Source organism: Spirillospora sp. NPDC048823, assembly GCF_043198445.1.
Lineage (GTDB): Bacteria > Actinomycetota > Actinomycetes > Streptosporangiales > Streptosporangiaceae > Spirillospora.
Map to the genome: position 1 here is coordinate 15,682 of NZ_JBICUT010000022.1, position 18,240 is coordinate 33,921.

Here is an 18,240-nt window from a genome sequence, read left to right on the forward strand (position 1 = left end):
GAAGAAACGCGCCACGTTAGCCTGAACTGATGGAACGACCCCTACCCGGTGGGACGCGGGGCATCCTGCACGCGCGGACGGGGCTGGAGCACTTCCGGGTCGAGCGGATCGCGCCGCCGCCCCCGCTCGCCCCGTTCGCCGAATTCTTCTGGGTGCTGCGCTGGGACCTGCGCGGACGGCCCCCGCACCGCCAGCGGCTGCTCACGCTGCCGTCCGTCCACATGACCTTCACCAGCTATCTGACCAGCGGGGCGACGCGGGCGCGGATCGTGGGCGTGGTGCGCGAAGAGTTCACCGAGGAGATCGCGGACGAGGGCCGCGTGGTCGGGGTCGGTTTCCGGCCGGGCGGGTTCCGGCCGTTCCTCGGCGGCGACGTGCCGGTCTCCGCGCTGACCGGCCGGTTCGCCGGGGTGGACGAGGTGTTCGGCGAGGACGGCCTCGCGCTCGCCGGGGAGATCTTCGCGGCCCCGGGCGCGGCCGAGGGCCTCGCGCTGCTGACGGAGTTCCTGATCGGGCGGCGTCCCGTGCCCGACCCGGCCGCCGAACGGGCCGCCGGGATCGTCGCGCGGATCGCGGCGCGTCCGGGCCTGCTGCGGGTGGACGAGCTGGCCGGGGACGTGGGGATGAGCCCGCGCAGCCTGCAACGCCTGTTCCACGAGTACGTGGGCGTCGGCCCGAAGTGGGTGATCCGGCGGTACCGGATGCAGGAGGCGCACGAGCGGGCCGCGTCCGGCTCGGACGTCGACTGGGCGGAGGTGGCGGCGGAGCTCGGCTACGCCGACCAGGCGCATTTCACCCGCGACTTCACCGCCGCCGTCGGGACCCCGCCCGCGACGTACGCGCGGGAGGCGGCGCCGAACCGTGAGCCGGGGACGGAGCGCGAGCCGGGGCCTGGCACCATCGACGCATGACCGACCCCCTCGATCCGTTCGGCGACCTCGCCTCGTTCCGGAGTGTCGCCGCCGGCAGGCTGGCCTCGTTCGAGCACACGACCGTCCCGGACAAGCCCGGCCTGCGCCGCGCAGGGGTCGTCCTGTGCGCGGTGGAGCACGACGGCGTTCCCGCGGTGATCCTGATCAAGCGCGCTTACCGGGGGCGCAACCCCGGTCAGTGGGGGCTGCCCGGCGGCCGCGTGGAGGAGGGCGAGACGCCCGAGGAGGCGGCCCTGCGGGAGCTGCACGAGGAGATCGGCCTGACCGCCGGGTCCGCCGACGTCCTCGGCAGGCTCGACGACTTCCCCGCCACCTCCGGTTTCTCGATCACGCCGGTCGTGGTGGTGCTGGACGACCCCGGGCCGCTGATGCCGAGCCCGGACGAGGTCCACTCCGTCCACCACACGAGCCTGCGCAAGCTCGCGGACGACGACACGCCGAAATGGGTTCCGCAGCCCGGCGGCGGTCATCTGCTACAGATGTGGCTGGGGCCCCGGTGGCGCGTCCATGCCCCGACCGGCGCGATGCTGTGGCAGTTCCGCGAGGTGGTGCTGCTCGGGCACGACGTCAGGGTCGCCGACCTCGTCCAGCCCGACTGGACGCGCCACTAGCGTCGGCGCTAGAACGTCCCCCCGTCGATGACGATGCGCTGCCCGGTGAGGTAGGACGCCTCGTCGGAGACGAGGAACCGCACCACTCCGGCGACCTCCTCGGGAGTGCAGACGTGCCCGTAGGGGGATGAGGCGTCCGCTTGCCGGATGTCCTCGATGCCCGTGGTGGCGCGCACGAGCCGCCGTCCCATGTCGGTGTCGACCACGCCGGGCGCGACGACGTTGACGTGCATGCCGTTGCCGCGCTCCTCCTTGGCGAGGGTCCGCGCGAGCGCCTCCATCGCGGCCTTGCCCATCGTGTAGGGGGCGCCGAACGGCGGCGTGGTGTCGGTGATCACGCTGGAGACGAACACCATGTCGCTGCGTCCGGCGCGGCGCATCAGCGGCAGCAGCGCCTGGCTGAGGTGGTGCGGGCCGAACGCGTGCACGCGCAGCACCCGCTCGAGCTCGGCGGGGTCGGTGCCAGCGACGCTGTGGCCGCGGCTGGCGATCCCGGCGCAGTGCACGAGGATGTCGAGGCCGCCGAGCTCCGCCTCGACGCGGGCGGCGAGGGCCCGGCACTCCTCCAGGTCGTCGACCGACGCGCGGAACGCGTGGCCGCGCACGCCCGCGGCCTCGATGTCGGCGACGGTCTTGCGCGCGGCGTCCTCGTCGCGCCGGTAGGCGACGGCCACCCCGGCCCCGTCGGCGGCCAGGGCCAGGGCGATCGCCCGGCCGATCCCCCGGCCGCCTCCGGTGACCAGGGCGGTACGGCCGGCCAGAGAACTCATGGGGCGCTCCTTCGTCAGGGGGCGGACGACAGCACCATCCTGCACGCTCGCGGCCTCCCGCCGTAAGCGGGCCCTGACGAAGACGCCCCCGGGCCTACCCGGCCGGTTCCGCCTCGATGACGTGGTAGGCGGACGGCGGCAGCGGCCCGGTCAGCGAGACCACCGTGAGTCCCGCGCCTTCGAGCAGCTCCCGGAACTCCGCCTCGGTCCGCTCGCGTCCGCCGGTCGAGACGAGCATGTTGAGGTCGTTGCGGACGACGCCGGCCGTCTCCGGCGTGACGATCTCCGGCATCACCTGCTCCAGCACGAGCACCCGGTCGCCGGGACGCATCGCCGCGCGGACGTTCTTCAGGATCGCGGTGGCCTTCTCGTCGTGCCAGTCGTGGATCACGCTCTTGAGGACGTACGCGTCCGGGCCTTCGGGAACGGACTCGAAGAAGTCGCCCGGCATGATCTGCGCCCGGTCGGCGACGTCCGCCAGCGTGCCGGACGCGGCGTCGAGGCCGGCGGGCAGGTCGAAGAGCACTCCGCGCAGCCCGGGGTTGGCGCGCAGGATCGCGGCGAGCAGCGTTCCGTCACCGCCGCCGAGGTCCGCGACCGTGGCGTAGCGGCCGAAGTCGTGCGCCTCGATGATCCCCGGCGCGACCGCCCGGGTGTGCTCGGCCATCGCCGCGTTGAACGTCGCCGACAGCTCTCCGTCCGACTTGAAGAACTCGAACGGCGTCTTGCCGGTCGCGCGTTCCCACGCGTACTCCCCGGTGCGCAGCGTCTCGGTCATGTCGCCCCACGTCCGCCACACGTCGGGGCCGCAGAACAGCTTGATCAGCGCGCGGATCGAGTCGGGGGCGTCGGCGCGGAGCCGCCGCCCCTCCGCGGTCAGCGCGAAGAGGTCGCGCTCCTTCTGGTCCACGACGCCCAGGCCGGTGAGGCCGCGCAGCAGCCGGTACAGCGACGGCGCGTGGGTTCCGGTCTCCTTCGCCAGTTCCGCGCTCGATCTCGGCCCGTCCGCCAGGGCGTCGGCCAGCCGTATCTCCGCGGCCACGTGAAGCATCTGCGCCGGCATGTACCCGAAGGCCAGGTCCAGCAGCGGTGATCTCGACATCGTCGGCTCCCTTCTTTGTCACCAGGGACGCTACGGAGTAGCCGGGGGGCCGTCTTGGACGAATGAAACCTGCCCGGCAGCCGCGGCCGGCATGCCTGCGGCGTCGGCGGGCCTGCGGTGTCAGCGGGCCCGGGTGTGAGCGGGCCTGCGGTGTCAGCGGGCGAGGGCGCGCAGCCAGGTCGCGGCGGCGGCGAGGTGCTCGTCGGTCAGGCCGCCCATCGGGTCGATCTCCACGAGCAGATGCTCGGCGACGTCGGGCTCGCCGGCGATGCACTCGGTGGCGTCGGGCTCGTCCTCGAACCAGACGAACGGGCGGCCCTCGGTCCACGCGGCGACGTGGCGGGCCTTCCACGCGCCGAGCGTCCGCCCCTCCTCGGCGCCGGGGAACTGCGGGATCGGGACGAACGGCAGCTCCGGCAACCCGACTCTCGGAGCGATCCACACGTTGGCGTTGTCGCACCAGTAGCTCGCCCAGGCCAGTTCCGCACCGGCGGACTCGGCCAGGTCCAGCAGGGACGGGCCGTGCGCGGGGTTGAGCCACAGCCTGAACGACATGCCGTTCGGCGAGCAGCGATGCCGTTTGTAGCCCCGGTGGGGCCTTTCGAATGGGTTGAGAACTCCGTCCACGTCCAGAAGAACCACCGGCGACCCCATACCCGGACGGTACGACATCACGGACCGTCCGTCGAAGGTCATTTCCGGCCGCGCGTCATAGGTTTCCGCCGAGCGGGCATGGTGCGGTCATGTGCCGGCTCTTCGGGATGACCACGGGAGGACCGCGCGTCCACAGCACGTTCTGGCTGCTGGACGCTCCGGACAGCATGACGTCCCAGAGCCGCCGCATGCCCGACGGAACGGGACTCGGCTGGTTCTCGCTGGGCGAGGAACCCGTCCGCGACCGCGCGCCCATCGCCGCGTTCCAGGACTGCGACTTCAACGCCGAGGCGCGCCACGTCGTGTCGCACACGTTCGTCTCCCACGTCCGGTTCGCGTCGACGGGCGCACCGGACGTCCACAACTCCCACCCGTTCGTCATGGACGACCGGCTGTTCGCCCACAACGGCGTGGTGAAGCGCCTCGACGTCCTCGGCTCGTGGCTCACCGACGTGGAACGGGCCCTGACCCAGGGGCAGACCGACTCCGAGCTGGTGTTCGCCTACATCACGGCGGAGATCCGGCGATGCGGCGACGCACTGGCGGGGCTGATCTCCGCCGTCCGGCGCATCGCCGCCGAACTGCCCGTCTTCGCGCTGAACGTCCTGCTGGCCGAGTCGCGGCGGCTGTGGGCGCTGCGCTACCCGGACACGCACGAGCTGTGGGTCCTCAAGCCCACGCTGGAGAAGACCGGTCCCGCCCGGCACCTGAGCTCCGGCCGCGAGCCCGGTCAGGTGAGCGTGGGGGCGCACAGGGAGCCGTGCCCGGCGTTCGTCCTCGCCAGCGAGCGCATGGACGACGACCCGGGGTGGCGCCTCCTCGCGCCCGGCGAACTGCTCATGGTGGACGGGCTGGAGGCGACCTCGCTGTTCCCGTTCGACGACCCGGCGCACCCGCTGACGGTCGCCGAACTGTCGGCGGCGGAGGCCACGTCCCAGACGTGATCGACTCCGGCGCGCGGGACGTAGAGTGGGCGGCCGAGTCCTGAAGGAGCCTGGATGACGCACCAACTCACGCTGATGGCCGTGCACGCCCACCCCGACGACGAGGTGCTGGGCACCGGCGGCCTGCTCGCCCGCTGCGCCGCAGAGGGCATCCGCACGGTCCTGGTCACCTGCACCAACGGGGAGCAGGGCGACGACTCCGGCGGCGTGAAGCCCGGCGAACCGGGACACGACGCCTCCGAGGTCGCCGAACGGCGCCTGGCCGAACTGCGCGAGTCGGCCGGCCTGCTCGGCATCGGCCATCTGGAGCTGCTCGGCTACCGCGACTCCGGCATGGCCGGCTGGTCGGCGAACGACGATCCCGAGGCGTTCGCGAACGTCCCGCTGGAGGAGTCCGCCGGGCGGCTCGCCGCGCTGATGGAGCACTACCGCCCGCAGGTCGTCGTCACCTACGACGAGAACGGCGGCTACGGGCACCCCGACCACATCCAGGCCCACCGCATCGCGCTCGCCGCCGCCGAGAAGAGCGGCGTGCCGGACAAGCTGTACTACACCGCCATCCCCCGCTCGGGCATCAAGCAGATGTTCGAGACCATCCGCGAGGCGGGCGTGGAGATCGACTTCGATCCGCCCGAGGACTTCGGGACCCCCGACGAGCTGATCACCAGCACGGTCGACGTGTCCGCGCATGTGGAGGTCAAGCGGAAGGCCCTCCAGGCCCACGCGAGCCAGGGCGAGAACATCTTCCTCCTGCGGCTGCCGGAGGAGGTGCAGCAGGCGGCGTTCTCGTCCGAGACGTTCGTCCGCCACTACTCGCGCGTCGAGGCGTCCGGCAAGGAAGAGGACCTGTTCGACGGTCTCAGGTGATCCGGGCCTGGGCCCTGTAGTGGTCGAGGACGTCCTGACGCAGCAGGTAGCCGAACCCGGACCGCTCAAGCCGCAACGCGAAGGCCGCCTCATCGGTGCCCAGGGAGGCGGCGGTGGCGTCCAGCCGCCACTCGTGCGCGGCCAGCCGCTTGAGGAGGTATCCCCGCTTCACCTGCGCGTCGGAGAGCCGGAACGTCTTCATGTACGCGACGCGCCCGTCGGCGCCGGTGATGGTCTCACCGATGTGGTTCTCCTTGCGCAGGCCGAACGACGGCAGGAACCGCGCCAGCTCGAAGCCGTTGAGGAACTGCACGACCTGGCGGGATCCGTCCTCGTCGAGGAGCTGCCCGGCCATGACCTCGTCATGGAAGGCGGCCCACTCGGCCTGCCGCCTCTCCGCCGCCGCCCGCAGGTCCTTGAGCGAACGGATCCCGGTGTCGTCGATCCCCGCCGACAGGTCGCCCGCGGGCATCCCCAGGAGGCCGTACACGTAGATCAGTTCCCCGAACAGGTCTTCGACCAGGGTCGGATGCAGCGCCCGGTAGTCGTCGGGATGCGGGGTGACGAACGCGCTCGCCAGCGCGTCCGCGACGTAGACCATCACGCCGCACTGCCCCGGATGGATCTCGAAGATCCGCAGGGCGTCCTCGAGCCCCCGCACCTGATGCCCGAGATAGGTCTCCTCGCACCGGGGCGACAGCCCGTGCGCGACCGCCCTGCGCGACCACTCCTCCCACGCGATCTCCGGGCCGCCGAAGTGCAGCGCGAGATAGCCCTCGACGGCCAGGTGCAGCGGCAGGAAGCGAAGCCGGTCCTTGCCCGTCCTCCTCGCCATCCGGCGCGTCGTCCGCACCGGCATCCGCGGCGGCGCGGCCTCGGTGTCGTGCTCCAGGAGCCGCGTCCCGTACGCGGCCGCGGGCAACTGGTCGTTCTCACTCCAGGTCGCCACGAACGCGTGCGGGACGAACGACGTGTACACCGTCCCGTCCCCGACCTCCACGACCGACACCGGCTCCTCGTAGACCTTCCGGTGCAGGCGCAGATGCGGGACGGGCTCGTCCCGGACGAGCGGGACTAGCCGCACGCTGCCCCACGTCTGCGCGGCCCTGGTCTCCAGCCCGTCCAGCGTGAACGTCATGAGAGGTCCCCCAGGAAGCGTGCGGCCCGGTCGTCCAGGTGAGCCCGCAGCTGCGCCAGGCCGACCCGCCCCTCGGCGAAGCGGGCGAGCTCGACCAGCGTCGGCAGGTCCTCGGCGTCCCTGATGCCAGCGGTGGGCACGGTCGGCGCCAGCCGCCGCACGTCGAAGTCGTCGGCGTCGTACACCGGGTTCAGGTGGGCGATCATCACCCGCTGGCCGGGCGCACGCCGGTGCCCCGGGTCGAGGCGGGTCCGCCAGATCCGCAGGACGTCCGCGGCGAGGCCGGGCGGCGCGTTGTCGCAGCCGTCCGAGACGATGAGGAGACGCTCGGGCCGCGTCTCCAGCGCGTCGATGATCCGCTGCCCGAGCGGCGTGGGGCCGAACGGGTACACCAGCAGCTCGTCGGTGCGTCCCGACGTCCACAGCGGCGTGTACTCCTTCGCGAGCGCCTCCAGCAGGTAGTTCGAGGCGAGAGCGACCGCCAGCGGACGCCGCCGCTTCTGCCCCGACCCCGTCGCGGAGTAGCTGTCGTCCAGGACCGCGGTCACCGTGCCCCACGAACCGCGCGCCGCACCGGCCACGCGCCGTGCGGCCGTGCGCAGCGCCTCGGTCAACTCGGCGCGCCGCTCCGCCCTGGCGTCCAGCGACAGGGACAGCACGTACGAGGCGAGCCGGGTGAGGGGCATCTCCCCCAGGTCCGCGCGGACGTTCTCGACCGCGGCCTTCCGCGCGTTCTCCTGCAGGCGGAGCCGCTCCAGCCGGGTCATCCGCGGCTGGATGCGCTCCAGGAACACCTCGCGCGGAACGCCGTGCTTGGCCGCGAACCCCTCCGCGACCGTGTACGGAAGCTCATAGATCGCGGCCTGCTCATAGTGCGCCCGCCGCCACTGCTCGAAGATCGGCGTCTTGAACGCCTTCACGCTGAACGGCGCGAACAGGAAATTGCGCTGCTCCCCCTGAAGCCGCAGATGCGCATGCCGCGCCGCGGCCTTCACCGCGCTCCGGTACTTGACGGAGTCGAACGCCGGGTCACCGCGCCCCGCCATCCAGTCGCGGATGATGGCGCGCGTCCGCCGGTTGTTCACACCGCGCCGCCTCAGTTCCCCGAACACCCGGTACACCCGGTGCTGCGGCATCAGCTCCAGCCGCCGCGCGATCAGGCGCCCCTCGTACCGGCGCCGCCCGACCTCGACGTCCCCCGCCCGCACCAGCAGATTCCGGACGATGATCGCCGCATTGTGGTCGTTGACGTCCAGTGCGAGAGCGGCCGCGTACACCTCCCGGTAGTTCTCCAGCATGTATTCGTGCAGGAATTCAAGGCTGAGCCGCTGATCACCGGGGTAGTGCTGGAATTCCCGCTGCCCGGTCGACGTGATCGCCGCATTGACGAACATCAGCGCGTCCTCGCAGGCGACGAGTTCCTCGAACGTCTCGGTCATCGCTTTCCACGCAGGTCGGGGGGCGGGGTGCCGGCCGGGGAAGGATGGCGCGAGCGGCGAATCATCACTTGAAAGGTGGGTTCCGGAAGTCGCACCGAAGTCCCGCGGCCGGCTTCCGCACCGTAACACCGCGCGGGAACCGCGTGCCTCCCGATATTCCGGCCGGGCTCCCGCCCGTTCCCGGATCAGCGCGTGGGCTCGCCCGGGGCCGCCGCAGGACCGTGGTCGAAGGTGTGGCGCGGTCCCCGCAGGCCGCTGGGCACGGCGGGAGAGCTCTGCGCGACGCGCCGTGCGCCGAGACTGCCGGCGACCTCGTTGCGCAGTTCCGGCAGCCGCGCGTACAGGACGTCCCCAGGGCAGGCGGTGGCGTTGTAGTCGCGATGCCCGACGATGGCCGCGTGCGGGTCGAGCCCGTACGTGTCGCACAGCCACGCGCACGTCGCGACGAGCTTGTCCCACAGCGGGCCAGTGGGCCCCTGGGTCATGTAGATGCCCTCGTTCTCGATGCCGATCGTGTGGCTGTTGTGATTGAGGGTGTGGGCCCCGACCACGTGGTCGCCGGCGTTGACGGCCGCAAGGCTGCGGTTCCGTCCCTCCATCAGGTGGCCGCCGCGGCTGATGGTGAGCTGCTGACCGGTGTCGCTCCATCCGTTGCCGTCCATGTGGAAGTTCTGGATCGAGCGGGACAGCGCGAAGGCGTGCTCCAGCGAGTAGTCGGTGGAGTTCGCCGAGGCGGTGTGGTGGACGACGATGTGGTCGGGGGCCCGGTCCAGCACGGTCGCCGTCGAGGTGGGCGGCCGCGCCCCCCACTCGGAACGGGTGTGGACGCGGGGCGCGGCCTGCGCCGAAGCCGCGGACGGCGCGCCCGCCACCGGACCGAGCAGCGCGCCGCCCAGGACCGCGCCGGTGCCTCCGAGCAGTCCCCGGCGGGTGAGACGCATTTCCGCGGCCATGAGCAACTCCCTCCAGAGATGATCAACCAGACACATGGTCGCGAAAGACAACAAGCGAGACAACAGGGCCCTATGCGCCTATTTTGGATTTATGTGGATCGTGTGATTGTGTGCCAACCCGCCGGGCCCCCGACTGTGGAACTCTTCGGGGTGTGCAGGAGAGGGCGACGGTCGGCCAGTCCGGTGCGGTGGTCAGCAGACGGGACGGGGTCCACCGCAAAGAATCCGACGGCTGGCGCGTAGAGGGTGCGTTCCTGCCTGAGGGGCGGCCCGCCGCAGGCGGCATCGACGCTCAGGGACGATGGGTCGAGGTGCCGCCGGACGGGAGCAAGACGCTTCCCGGACGCTTCGTGCTGCCCGGCCTGGTCGACGCGCACTGCCATCTGAGCATCGCCGGCGGCGAGGACGGATGGCCGCGGCCGCTGAGTCTCGAAGAAGCGCACGCGAACCTCGGCACGGCACGCGACGCGGGGGTCGCGGTCGTCCGGGACCTCGGCAGCCCCGGCAGCCTGACACTGCGGATGCTGGAGGACACCGGAGGCGTGAGGCTACTCGCCTGCGGTCGTTTCCTCGCGCCGGAGGGACGGTACTTTCCAGAGTTGCATTCGCCCGTGTCCGCCGACGAGTTGATCGAGAGCGCGCTGGCGGAGATCGCCGGCGGGGCGCGCTGGGTGAAGCTGATCGGCGATTTCCCCCTGGTGGACGGCGGTGCCATGCGTCCGGGCGACGCCGTTCCGGCGTATCCGGTGGACGACGTCCGGAGGCTGGTGGAGGCCGTCCATCAGGCCGGGGCCAGAGTCGCGGCGCATACGACCACGGGGTTCGCGGGTGACCTGATCGCCGCCGGCGTCGACTCGATCGAGCACGGCGACGGCATGAACGAGGCCGACGTGGCGGCCCTCGCCGATCAGGGCGGCGCATGGACGCCGACGCTGTGCGCGGCCATCGCCCCCAGGCCCGGCGAGGACTCTGGGCGCCGCAGGCGGCGCATGCGGCGACGCGAGCACTTCGAGCACCTGCTGCGGATCGCGGTCGCGCGAGGTGTACGGATCCTGGTCGGCACCGATGTGGCCGGGAGCGTCGCCGATGAGGTCGCGCTGCTGGTGGAACTCGGGGTGTCACCGGAGGAGGCGTTGGCCGCGGCCAGCACCGCGGCCTGCGACTTCCTCGGCGTTCCGGGGCTTCGGGTGGGGCGCCCGGCGAGTCTCGTCACCTTCCATGACGATCCCCGCGAAGATCCGGCGGCGCTGGCGCGGCCGGCCGCCGTGGTCGTCGGCGGGCGCCGGGTCGCTCAGGGGCGGTAGGTGCCGAAGTACCATTCGTTGCCGTCCAGGTCGCGGGCCGCGTAGTCGCGGGAGCCGTAGTCCTGGTCGCTGAGCTCGCGGAAGATCTCGGCGCCGGCTGCCTTGGCGCGGTCGTGGTGGGCGTCGGGGTCGTCGACGGCGACGTAGAGGGCCGTCTTGCCGGGTTCGCCGTTGCCGAACATGAGGATGCCGGTGTCGAAGTTCATCTCGGCGTGGACGATCTTCCCGTCGTCGTCCCGGTGGACTTCGGTGGGCGTGAAGCCGAACGCCTTCTCCAGCCATTCCATGGACTCGGCCGTGTCGGCGCAGTTGATGAGCGGGTAGAAGGTCCGGCGGATCTCGCTTGTCATGTCGTCCTCCCTGGTCGTGGCTGACATGCCCAGTCTGGGAGCGATGGATCCGGCCGTCTTGGACGAATGTGACCTCAGCGGCGGGCGGCGTCGCGTTCGGCGGCGAGGCGGCGGGTCTCGGGTGAGACGGGGGCGCCGAGGATCGCGGTGACGACGTCGATCAGGTAGCTGGTGAACAGGCGGTCGTCGGCGTGGGGGCCGGAGCGGGCGCGGCGGGCCAGTTCGATCGAGGCGTACAGGATGGCGGTGAAGCGCCGGTGCAGGCGGGCGGCGTCCTCTTCGAGGAGCGGCTCGACGAGGGTGCGCCAGCGGCAGAGGCTGTCCGCTGGGTCGTCGAGAACCGCCATCGGGACCAGGGGGTTCGGGCGGTTGACGACGTCCGCCCAGATCTGGAGGTAGGCGCGGCCCGACGCGTCGGAGAGGCGGGCCGCCATGGGGCGGACCAGGGCGGCGGCCAGGGGGCGGACGCCCTGCTCGCCGTCCTCGCAGACGTCGAGCAGGGCGTGCCGGCGGGCCTCCACTTCGGCCGCGTGCCGGGCGAGGATCGCGCGGACGATCCCGGCGCGGTCGCCGAAGTGGTACTGGACGGCCGTGGCGTTGCGGGCGCCGGCCTCCTGGATGATCTCCCGGAGGCTGACGGCGTCCACGCCGCGTGCGGCGTAGAGGGACTCGGCGGCGTCCAGCAGGCGTTCGCGGGTGTCATTCATTGCCGATTGCGTGCTCCAGGGCGTCGGCGAAGCGTTCGCGGGCCGCCTCCCGGCGGGTGGGCAGGTGGCCGGACGGCCACAGGCCCTCCACGGGTTCGACGTCGCGTAGCAGCTGCCGGGCGAGGGTGATCTTGTGGACTTCGGTGGGGCCGTCGGCGATGGCCATCGCCTGGGCCCCCATCATCATGGCGGCGAACGGCATCTCGTTCGACACGCCGAGGGCGCCGTGCAGGTGCATCGCGCGCTGGACGACGTCGTGGTAGACCTTCGGCATCGCGGCCTTGACGGCGGCGATGTCCTTGCGGACCGCCTTGTAGTCCTTGTGCTTGTCGATCAGCCAGGCGGTGCGCAGGACGAGCAGCCGGAACTGCTCGATCTCGATCCAGCTGTCGGCGATCTTCTCGCGGGTCATCTGCATCTTGGCGAGTGCGCCGAAGCGCGTCTGCCGGGAGACGGCCCGTTCGAGCATCATGTCGAACGCCTTGCGGACCTGCGCGATGGTGCGCATGGCGTGGTGGATGCGGCCGCCGCCGAGGCGGGTCTGGGCGATGACGAACGCGCCGCCCTCGTCGCCGAGGAGGTTCTCGGCGGGGACGCGGACATTGTCGTAGCGCAGGTAGCCGTGGGAGCCCTCGCGTTCGCCGCCGACGCCCACGTTGCGGACGGTGATCAGGCCGGGCGCGTCCGCCGGCACGATGAACATCGACATGCCCTCGTATGCGGACACGTCTGGGTTCGTCACGGCCATCACGATCAGGAATGTGGCGTGCCGGGCGTTGGAGGAGAACCACTTCTCGCCGTTGATGATCCAGCCGTCCCCGTCGCGGACGGCGCGCGTGGTGAACAGGGTCGGGTCGGCGCCGCCGTGCGGCTCGGTCATGGAATAGGAGGATGAGATGTCGCCGTCCAGGAGGGGGCGCAGGTAGCGCTCCTTCTGGTCGGGCGTGCCGAAGTGGGCGATGATCTCCGCGTTGCCGGAGTCGGGCGCCTGGCAGCCGAAGACCGACGGCGCCCAGCGGGAGCGTCCGAGGATCTCGTTCAGCAGGGCCAGCTTCACCTGGCCGTAGCCCTGGCCGCCGAGGTCGGGGCCGAGGTGGCAGGCCCACAGGCCCTTCTCGCGCACCCGGTCCTGGAGCGGGCGGACCAGTTCCTTGTAGCGGGGGTCGGTCTTGTCGTACGGGTCGCCGGCCACCAGGTCGAGCGGCTCGACCTCGTCCCGGACGAAGGCGTCCGCCCAGTCGAGAAGTTCCTGGTAGGCGGGGTCGGTCTCGAAGTCCCATGCCATGGCGAGCCTCCTGACGTCGTTTCCCGAATAATGCCTCTACCTGAACGAGTAATGCAAGTGCATGACTGTTACTCTCCGGTATCTCCTGTCGGCAGGTGATCCGTGTCCGGAAAGGGACCCGCCAGTGCAGCCTGAGCAGATCGACCGCGCGCTCGTCGACTTCGACGTCCTGACCGGCTGGATGGACGGGCAGGGCCTCCCCGGCGGCCCGTTCGAGGACGTCGAGCCGCTGGCCGGGGGCACGCAGAACACCCTGATCCGGTTCCGCAGGGGCGGCCGGGACTATGTGCTCCGGCGCGGCCCGAGCCATCTGCGCGCGAGGACGAACGACGTCCTGCGCCGGGAGGCCCGCGTCCTGGCGGCCCTGGACGGCACGGACGTCCCCGCGCCGCGTCTCATCGCGGCCTGCCCGGACGAGTCCGTCATGAACGGCGCGGTCTTCTACCTGATGACCCCGGTCGAGGGCTTCAACGCCACGGTGGCGCTGCCTGACCTGCATGCCGGGGACGCGTCCGTCCGGCACGAAATGGGGCTGCACGCGGCGCGCGCGCTGTCGGCGCTGGGCGCGGTCGACCACGAGGCCGCCGGCCTGGCCGATTTCGGCAAACCCGAGGGGTTCCTGGAGCGGCAGGTGGGGCGCTGGCTGTCGGAACTCGACTCCTACAGCGCGCTCGACGGCTACCCGGGTCCCGACATCCCCGGCCTGGACGGCGTGGCCCGGTGGCTGGGCGAGCATCGTCCGGCGGCCTGGCGGCCGGGGATCCTGCACGGCGACTACCACCTGGCCAACCTGATGTACTCGTTCGACGGTCCCGAGGTCGCCGCGATCGTCGACTGGGAGATGTGCACGATCGGCGACCCGCTGCTCGACCTCGGGTGGCTGCTGGCCACCTGGCCCGACCGCGACGATCAGAGCGCGGCGCTGGCCGGTCCGCTCGGCGCGGCGGGCGGCCTCCCGGCGGCGGACGAGCTGGTCGCCACCTACGCCGAGCGCGCGGACGCCGTCGCCGGACGCGACCTGTCGTCCATCACCTGGTACGCGGTGCTCGCGTGCTTCAAGCTCGGCATCGTCCTGGAGGGCACGAACGCCCGCGCGTTCGCCGGGAAGGCGCCCCGGGAGACCGGCGACCTGCTGCACTCGATCACCCTCGGCCTGTTCCGCCGCGCGCAGGAGTTCATCGACGCCTGACGGCGTCCCCCTCTCGCGGCGATGATCGGGAACTGCCAGGATCGGCCGCACGAGGAGGTGCGATGGAGATCCGCAGGGGAGGCGCCGGGGACGCGCCGGTGATGCTGGCGATGCTGGACGGCGCCGTGGCGTGGCTCGCGGCGCAGGGCCGGTCGGGGCAGTGGGGCAGCGAACCCTGGTCGGACGATCCGCGGCGGGTGGAGCGGATCGCCGGCATCGCCCGCGGCGACGAGATCTGGGTGGCCGAGGTGGACGGGCGCCCGGCCGGGGTCATGGCGGTCTCGCCGCGGCCGCCGTCCTACGTCGACGCGATCGACGAGCCCGAGCTCTACATCACGCTGCTGGTGACGGACCGCGCGTTCGCCGGGCACGGGATCGGCGGCGCGCTGATCGGCAAGGCGAAGGACGAGGCCCGGGCGAAGGGCGCCGGCCTGCTGCGCGTCGACTGCTATGGCGGCGGCGGAGGGCGGCTCGTCGAGTACTACCGGCGCAACGGCTTCGAGCCGGTCGCGGAGTTCAAGGTCGGCGACTGGCCGGGCCGCCTGCTGTCCCAGCGCGTCGGCCCGTAGGCGTTCCGTGGCCCGCTGTGAGCGCCCGGCGGGTTGCAAATCGGGGAATCGCGACGCAGCCTGGAAGTGACCGGTGGCAGCGGGGCAGTCGGTGACGCCCTTACGCCGCACGGACGGCGAATCGAGCCACTCGCCCCGTTCCACCGGTCGGCACCTCGCCCCGCCGGCCGGCCCCTCGCCGCGAACCCCCTGTCGGATTCCCGCCAGCGCACCGGCCGTCCGCCACGCATGCTCACGGCATGGACAGGAAATTCCGTTTCGGCGTCGTAGGGGAGTCGATCCGTTCCGGCGCCGAACTGGCCGACACGGCGCGGCGCGCCGAGGAACTCGGCTACGACGCGCTGGTGCTGCGGGACCATTTCGTCACCGAGCCGTTCGGGGATCAGCTCGCGCCGATGGTGGCGCTGGCGGCCGCCGCGTCCGTCACGAGCACGCTGCGCCTGGGCACGATGGTCCTGGCCAACGACTACCGGCACCCGGTGATGCTCGCCAAGGAGGCCGCCACTCTCGACCACCTGTCGGGTGGACGGTTCGAACTGGGCGTCGGCGCGGGGTGGCTCCGCGAGGAGTACGAGGCCGCCGGGATGGCCTTCGACGAGGCCGGCGCCAGGGTCGGGCGTCTGGAGGAGTCGCTGCGGATTCTGCGGAGCCTGCTCGCGGGTCAGAAGACCACGTTCGCGGGCGACCACTACCGGATCGACGGCCTGACCGTCTTCCCGCCGCCCGCGCACCGGCCGCCGCTCGCCGTCGGCGCCGGCAGCAGGCGCATGCTCGGCATCGCCGGGCGGCACGCCGACACGGTCGGCATCCTTCCCCGCGCCCTCCCCGAGGGGGCGATCTCCGAGGAGGTCACCGAGCGGCTCCCGGACACCGTGGCCCGCAAGGCCGCCTGGGTCCGGGAGGCCGCCGGAGGACGCGACGTCGAGCTGAGCATGATGGTGACGCCCACGTTCGGCGCCGATCCGCGCCGCGCCGCCGCCCGGGTCGCCGTCCTGCGCGGCTGGGGGACGTCGGCGGCCGATCTCGTCCTCGGCATGCCGTCGCAGTTCGTGGGCCCGCCCGAGCACATCGCCGAGCAGATGCTCACCCGCCGCGACCGCTTCGGCTTCACCTACTACCAGGTCTCGGACGAGGCGATGGAGGAGTTCGCCCCCGTCATCGCGCTGCTCACCGGCTGAGCGGATCGGCGCGGATCGGCGAAGCGCCCGCGCCGCCACAGGCCCGTGGGCTGAAAATGGGGATTCCCCGGTATCGCGATACCGGGGAATCCCCGTTCTCCATGCACCGGCAGCCCTGTGCCGGGTTTGTGAGGGGCCTCACATGCCTTTCGTGAGCGGGCTCACATCGGTTCGGTGAGCCGTTTCACGGCACGGTTTGTGAGCGGCCTCATGTCAGGAGCCGAAAGGCTGCGGCTTGCCCTTCCCGGGGCCCTTGCCCCAGTCGAGGACTTCCCACTTGAGGCCCTTCAGGTGTCCTTGGCCGCCACCGGAGACATAGTTGCTCTCGGGCTTGCCGCCGTCCAGCAGGTAACGGAAGGTGTGGGTGTCGAGGTCGAGCATGATCCCCCGGTGCGAGGGCTCGCCGGGCCCGCGGTCGCCGACGAAGCCGGTCACGCTGCGGCCGTTGTAGGAGACCTTGACCTTGGTGAGCATGGGCCAGCTCGGGCTGGCGAACATGCCCTTCTGCATCGGCTTCCCGCTCGCGGGCGCGCCGGTGTCGCCGCGGACGCCGGAGCCGTCGTCCCAGAAGTAGGACGCGGTGGTCGTACCGCTGAGCAGAGCCTTGGGCTTCTTCTCCTCGCGCTTGGAGTCGGAGGACTCGGACTTCGCCGCCTCGCGCTTCTCGGTGGCGCCCGCGGAGGTCTTCTTCTCGGTCTCGCGCTTCTCGGCGGTGGTGTCCTTGCCGGCCTTGGGCTGCTGCGCGCCCACGGCGTGCTGCTGCGCGGCCACGGCCTCCTGCGTCAGGAACTGCTGCTCGCCGGGAGCGGTGTCGGCACTGACGGCGGCGACACCGGCCACGAGCATGCCCGCGAGGGCGGTACCGGTGACGCCGGTCAGGACGGCATTGATCGCTCGCTGCTGCATGAATTTCCTTCGTTCGGGGTACAGGGCTGCCGTTCCGCGCCGGGCGGCGTACGCCGGAATCCGGGCAGGGGGGAACGGCTCCGAGACTCGGGACTCGGGAGATGCCGCCGCGAGAAGGACCCCGCAGACAACGGCCCGCGGGCATGGCGGACCGCGCTCGCGCTCAACGGGCGCACGACCGTTTCTCGGACATGCGTGTGACGCGGGCTTTATTGAGCGGGGATGAACGCCGACCGGGGGCTCATAGGCCCAGCACGGTGAACGGCCGGTGCATGGTGCGGCCGTGGTTTCGGCGCATGGATCCCGCCTGGCGGGCGGGAGGCGACGGCTTTGTGATCAGCCGGGGTCAACGGTTTCTTGACCCTGACCTGGCGTTGACTATATCCGCAATAACCGTAGTTTCGCCAAACAGGCGATTTCTTTACCTTTGGCCAGGTAGATCTTCTTCTCCGGGACTACTCCGGAGCGCCCTTCCTGTCGGACCTCCCGGCCGATGACCATGCACCGGCGACGGGCAAAAAGATCTTTATGCTCGGATGGCTCTTACCTGGTTGTGGTGTTCAGCGTTTGCGGGCCCGGATATGTTCCCGGGCCTCCTGCCGGACGGACGCCGGAGGCGCGCCGGACGGGCGAAGGAGAGGCGAAGGAGGGGCGCACGACCGACGGGGTCCGCACCGTCCGGACCTGGGTTCCCGCACGGCGGGCGGCGCGGAGGGGCCGGGTCAGTACGTGGGGTAGACCGATGGCACGAGGGGCGTCGGTCCGGTCCCGCCGGTGAAGACCGGCCCTCCCGGCTGCTGCTGGACGAACGGCGGCTCGCCGTAAGCGGGCTCACCATAGGCGGGCCCACCGTACGCGGGCTCCCCATAGGGGGGCTCACCGTAGGCGGGGTCTCCGTAGGCGGGGTCTCCGTAGGCGGGGCCTCCGAACGTCGCGGCCACCACGGGCCCCTGGGCCGCCGGAACGGCCTGGGCCGACGGCGGGCCCGGCACGTGGGAGCCGTCGATCCGGCGCTGCTCCCCCGACGGGGGCCCGGCCCGCTCCACACGGCGCTCGGCCAGCAGGGCCATCAGCGCGCGGGCGGTGTCGGCGTCCATTCGCAGCAGGACGCTGGGCATCCCGGCCTGGTCGACGAACGGGGAGACAGAAGGGGCGGCCGGCAGCTGCGGAAGCGCCGCCCGCATCTCCTCACGGAGATCATGGGCAAGCCGCAGCGCCTGTCGGTCACTGTCGCTCAAGTGTGCGTTCATCGCGATCTCCGGGGAGTTCACGTGCGGGGGTCCGGGCTCATCCTGCTAGGGATGGCGTGCAGGTGCAAGAGCTGATGCACGTGCATTTTAGG

General features: G+C 71.6%; 19 protein-coding genes. 8 read left to right on the forward strand and 11 right to left on the reverse strand.

Translation table 11 applies throughout. From position 1 onward, the window contains the following. The first annotated feature begins 29 nt into the window (after positions 1–29). Together ACGFK0_RS34435 and ACGFK0_RS34440 are read left to right on the forward strand one after the other, a co-directional pair. Positions 30–911, forward strand: coding sequence for a helix-turn-helix domain-containing protein (locus ACGFK0_RS34435; RefSeq protein WP_392912692.1), 882 nt, complete (start codon positions 30–32; stop codon positions 909–911). Further along, a complete protein-coding gene (locus ACGFK0_RS34440) occupies positions 908–1,543 on the forward strand; it encodes an NUDIX hydrolase (protein ID WP_392912694.1) in 636 nt (211 codons plus the stop codon). Before ACGFK0_RS34435 ends, ACGFK0_RS34440 begins: the two co-directional genes overlap by 4 nt. Before the next feature lie 8 nt (positions 1,544–1,551). Here ACGFK0_RS34440 and ACGFK0_RS34445 read toward each other — a convergent pair whose 3' ends face one another. From ACGFK0_RS34445 to ACGFK0_RS34455, 3 genes are all read right to left on the reverse strand, one after another. Then, entirely contained in the window at positions 1,552–2,313 is a 762-nt protein-coding gene (locus tag ACGFK0_RS34445) for an SDR family NAD(P)-dependent oxidoreductase (protein WP_392912695.1), read from the reverse strand. 94 nt (positions 2,314–2,407) lie between these two features. Continuing rightward, complete coding sequence (locus ACGFK0_RS34450) at positions 2,408–3,415, reverse strand: methyltransferase (RefSeq protein WP_358468638.1); 1,008 nt, start codon at positions 3,413–3,415, stop codon at positions 2,408–2,410. Between the two features lie 153 nt (positions 3,416–3,568). Next, entirely contained in the window at positions 3,569–4,111 is a 543-nt protein-coding gene (locus tag ACGFK0_RS34455) for an HAD domain-containing protein (RefSeq protein ID WP_358468641.1), read from the reverse strand. A 47-nt stretch (positions 4,112–4,158) separates the two neighbouring features. Between ACGFK0_RS34455 and ACGFK0_RS34460 the strand changes: the two genes are divergently transcribed. Together ACGFK0_RS34460 and ACGFK0_RS34465 are read left to right on the forward strand one after the other, a co-directional pair. Beyond that, entirely contained in the window at positions 4,159–5,013 is an 855-nt protein-coding gene (locus tag ACGFK0_RS34460) for a class II glutamine amidotransferase (RefSeq protein ID WP_358468644.1), read from the forward strand. 54 nt (positions 5,014–5,067) lie between these two features. Further along, positions 5,068–5,880, forward strand: coding sequence for a PIG-L family deacetylase (locus tag ACGFK0_RS34465; RefSeq protein WP_358468647.1), 813 nt, complete (start codon positions 5,068–5,070; stop codon positions 5,878–5,880). Here the strand turns inward: ACGFK0_RS34465 and ACGFK0_RS34470 are convergent. The 3 genes from ACGFK0_RS34470 to ACGFK0_RS34480 form a co-directional block, all read right to left on the reverse strand. After that, positions 5,873–7,018 (reverse strand): hypothetical protein, encoded by a 1,146-nt coding sequence (locus ACGFK0_RS34470; protein ID WP_358468650.1) that lies wholly within the window; start codon positions 7,016–7,018, stop codon positions 5,873–5,875. The genes ACGFK0_RS34465 and ACGFK0_RS34470 overlap by 8 nt on opposite strands. Next, positions 7,015–8,457: a hypothetical protein gene (locus ACGFK0_RS34475; protein WP_358468653.1), complete on the reverse strand. Its 1,443-nt coding sequence runs from the start codon at positions 8,455–8,457 to the stop codon at positions 7,015–7,017. Before ACGFK0_RS34475 ends, ACGFK0_RS34470 begins: the two co-directional genes overlap by 4 nt. A 185-nt stretch (positions 8,458–8,642) precedes the next feature. Beyond that, positions 8,643–9,410, reverse strand: coding sequence for a peptidoglycan recognition family protein (locus tag ACGFK0_RS34480; RefSeq protein ID WP_358468656.1), 768 nt, complete (start codon positions 9,408–9,410; stop codon positions 8,643–8,645). A 152-nt stretch (positions 9,411–9,562) separates the two neighbouring features. On the opposite strand from ACGFK0_RS34480, the gene ACGFK0_RS34485 reads away from it, so the two are divergent. Then, positions 9,563–10,714 (forward strand): amidohydrolase family protein, encoded by a 1,152-nt coding sequence (locus tag ACGFK0_RS34485; protein ID WP_358468659.1) that lies wholly within the window; start codon positions 9,563–9,565, stop codon positions 10,712–10,714. Here the strand turns inward: ACGFK0_RS34485 and ACGFK0_RS34490 are convergent. The 3 genes from ACGFK0_RS34490 to ACGFK0_RS34500 form a co-directional block, all read right to left on the reverse strand. After that, positions 10,702–11,064, reverse strand: coding sequence for a VOC family protein (locus ACGFK0_RS34490; protein WP_392912696.1), 363 nt, complete (start codon positions 11,062–11,064; stop codon positions 10,702–10,704). The two genes, ACGFK0_RS34485 and ACGFK0_RS34490, sit on opposite strands and share 13 nt — an antisense overlap. Before the next feature lie 74 nt (positions 11,065–11,138). Further along, entirely contained in the window at positions 11,139–11,771 is a 633-nt protein-coding gene (locus tag ACGFK0_RS34495; protein WP_358468665.1) for a helix-turn-helix domain-containing protein, read from the reverse strand. Further along, positions 11,764–13,056 carry an acyl-CoA dehydrogenase family protein gene (locus ACGFK0_RS34500; protein WP_392912698.1) on the reverse strand — a complete coding sequence of 431 codons (1,293 nt, stop codon included), beginning with the start codon at positions 13,054–13,056 and terminating at the stop codon, positions 11,764–11,766. The genes ACGFK0_RS34495 and ACGFK0_RS34500 overlap by 8 nt, the downstream gene beginning before the upstream one ends. 124 nt (positions 13,057–13,180) lie before the next feature. Here ACGFK0_RS34500 and ACGFK0_RS34505 point away from each other — a divergent pair, with 124 nt between their 5' ends. The 3 genes from ACGFK0_RS34505 to ACGFK0_RS34515 all read left to right on the forward strand — a co-directional run bounded on the left by ACGFK0_RS34505 (position 13,181) and on the right by ACGFK0_RS34515 (position 15,992). After that, positions 13,181–14,245: a phosphotransferase family protein gene (locus ACGFK0_RS34505; RefSeq protein ID WP_392912699.1), complete on the forward strand. Its 1,065-nt coding sequence runs from the start codon at positions 13,181–13,183 to the stop codon at positions 14,243–14,245. 62 nt (positions 14,246–14,307) lie between these two features. After that, complete coding sequence (locus tag ACGFK0_RS34510; RefSeq protein ID WP_392912700.1) at positions 14,308–14,814, forward strand: GNAT family N-acetyltransferase; 507 nt, start codon at positions 14,308–14,310, stop codon at positions 14,812–14,814. A gap of 239 nt (positions 14,815–15,053) precedes the next feature. Further along, positions 15,054–15,992 carry a TIGR03621 family F420-dependent LLM class oxidoreductase gene (locus tag ACGFK0_RS34515; protein WP_392912701.1) on the forward strand — a complete coding sequence of 313 codons (939 nt, stop codon included), beginning with the start codon at positions 15,054–15,056 and terminating at the stop codon, positions 15,990–15,992. Between the two features lie 213 nt (positions 15,993–16,205). Here ACGFK0_RS34515 and ACGFK0_RS34520 read toward each other — a convergent pair whose 3' ends face one another. Continuing rightward, positions 16,206–16,898, reverse strand: a complete 693-nt coding sequence (locus ACGFK0_RS34520) for a hypothetical protein (RefSeq protein ID WP_392912702.1) — start codon at positions 16,896–16,898, stop codon at positions 16,206–16,208. Between the two features lie 722 nt (positions 16,899–17,620). Further along, positions 17,621–18,148: a hypothetical protein gene (locus ACGFK0_RS34525; RefSeq protein ID WP_392912703.1), complete on the reverse strand. Its 528-nt coding sequence runs from the start codon at positions 18,146–18,148 to the stop codon at positions 17,621–17,623. Between the last annotated feature and the right edge of the window lie 92 nt (positions 18,149–18,240).

Excerpts from the sequence above, each read along its gene's own strand:
- ACGFK0_RS34435 (WP_392912692.1), top strand. The coding sequence starts at position 30 with ATGGAACGACCCCTACCCGGTGGGACGCGGGGCATCCTGCACGCGCGG.
- ACGFK0_RS34440 (WP_392912694.1), top strand. The coding sequence starts at position 908 with ATGACCGACCCCCTCGATCCGTTCGGCGACCTCGCCTCGTTCCGGAGT.
- ACGFK0_RS34445 (WP_392912695.1), bottom strand. The coding sequence starts at position 2,313 with ATGAGTTCTCTGGCCGGCCGTACCGCCCTGGTCACCGGAGGCGGCCGG.
- ACGFK0_RS34450 (WP_358468638.1), bottom strand. The coding sequence starts at position 3,415 with ATGTCGAGATCACCGCTGCTGGACCTGGCCTTCGGGTACATGCCGGCG.
- ACGFK0_RS34455 (WP_358468641.1), bottom strand. The coding sequence starts at position 4,111 with ATGACCTTCGACGGACGGTCCGTGATGTCGTACCGTCCGGGTATGGGG.
- ACGFK0_RS34460 (WP_358468644.1), top strand. The coding sequence starts at position 4,159 with ATGTGCCGGCTCTTCGGGATGACCACGGGAGGACCGCGCGTCCACAGC.
- ACGFK0_RS34465 (WP_358468647.1), top strand. The coding sequence starts at position 5,068 with ATGACGCACCAACTCACGCTGATGGCCGTGCACGCCCACCCCGACGAC.
- ACGFK0_RS34470 (WP_358468650.1), bottom strand. The coding sequence starts at position 7,018 with ATGACGTTCACGCTGGACGGGCTGGAGACCAGGGCCGCGCAGACGTGG.
- ACGFK0_RS34475 (WP_358468653.1), bottom strand. The coding sequence starts at position 8,457 with ATGACCGAGACGTTCGAGGAACTCGTCGCCTGCGAGGACGCGCTGATG.
- ACGFK0_RS34480 (WP_358468656.1), bottom strand. The coding sequence starts at position 9,410 with ATGGCCGCGGAAATGCGTCTCACCCGCCGGGGACTGCTCGGAGGCACC.
- ACGFK0_RS34490 (WP_392912696.1), bottom strand. The coding sequence starts at position 11,064 with ATGACAAGCGAGATCCGCCGGACCTTCTACCCGCTCATCAACTGCGCC.
- ACGFK0_RS34495 (WP_358468665.1), bottom strand. The coding sequence starts at position 11,771 with ATGAATGACACCCGCGAACGCCTGCTGGACGCCGCCGAGTCCCTCTAC.
- ACGFK0_RS34500 (WP_392912698.1), bottom strand. The coding sequence starts at position 13,056 with ATGGCATGGGACTTCGAGACCGACCCCGCCTACCAGGAACTTCTCGAC.
- ACGFK0_RS34510 (WP_392912700.1), top strand. The coding sequence starts at position 14,308 with ATGGAGATCCGCAGGGGAGGCGCCGGGGACGCGCCGGTGATGCTGGCG.
- ACGFK0_RS34515 (WP_392912701.1), top strand. The coding sequence starts at position 15,054 with ATGGACAGGAAATTCCGTTTCGGCGTCGTAGGGGAGTCGATCCGTTCC.
- ACGFK0_RS34520 (WP_392912702.1), bottom strand. The coding sequence starts at position 16,898 with ATGCAGCAGCGAGCGATCAATGCCGTCCTGACCGGCGTCACCGGTACC.
- ACGFK0_RS34525 (WP_392912703.1), bottom strand. The coding sequence starts at position 18,148 with ATGAACGCACACTTGAGCGACAGTGACCGACAGGCGCTGCGGCTTGCC.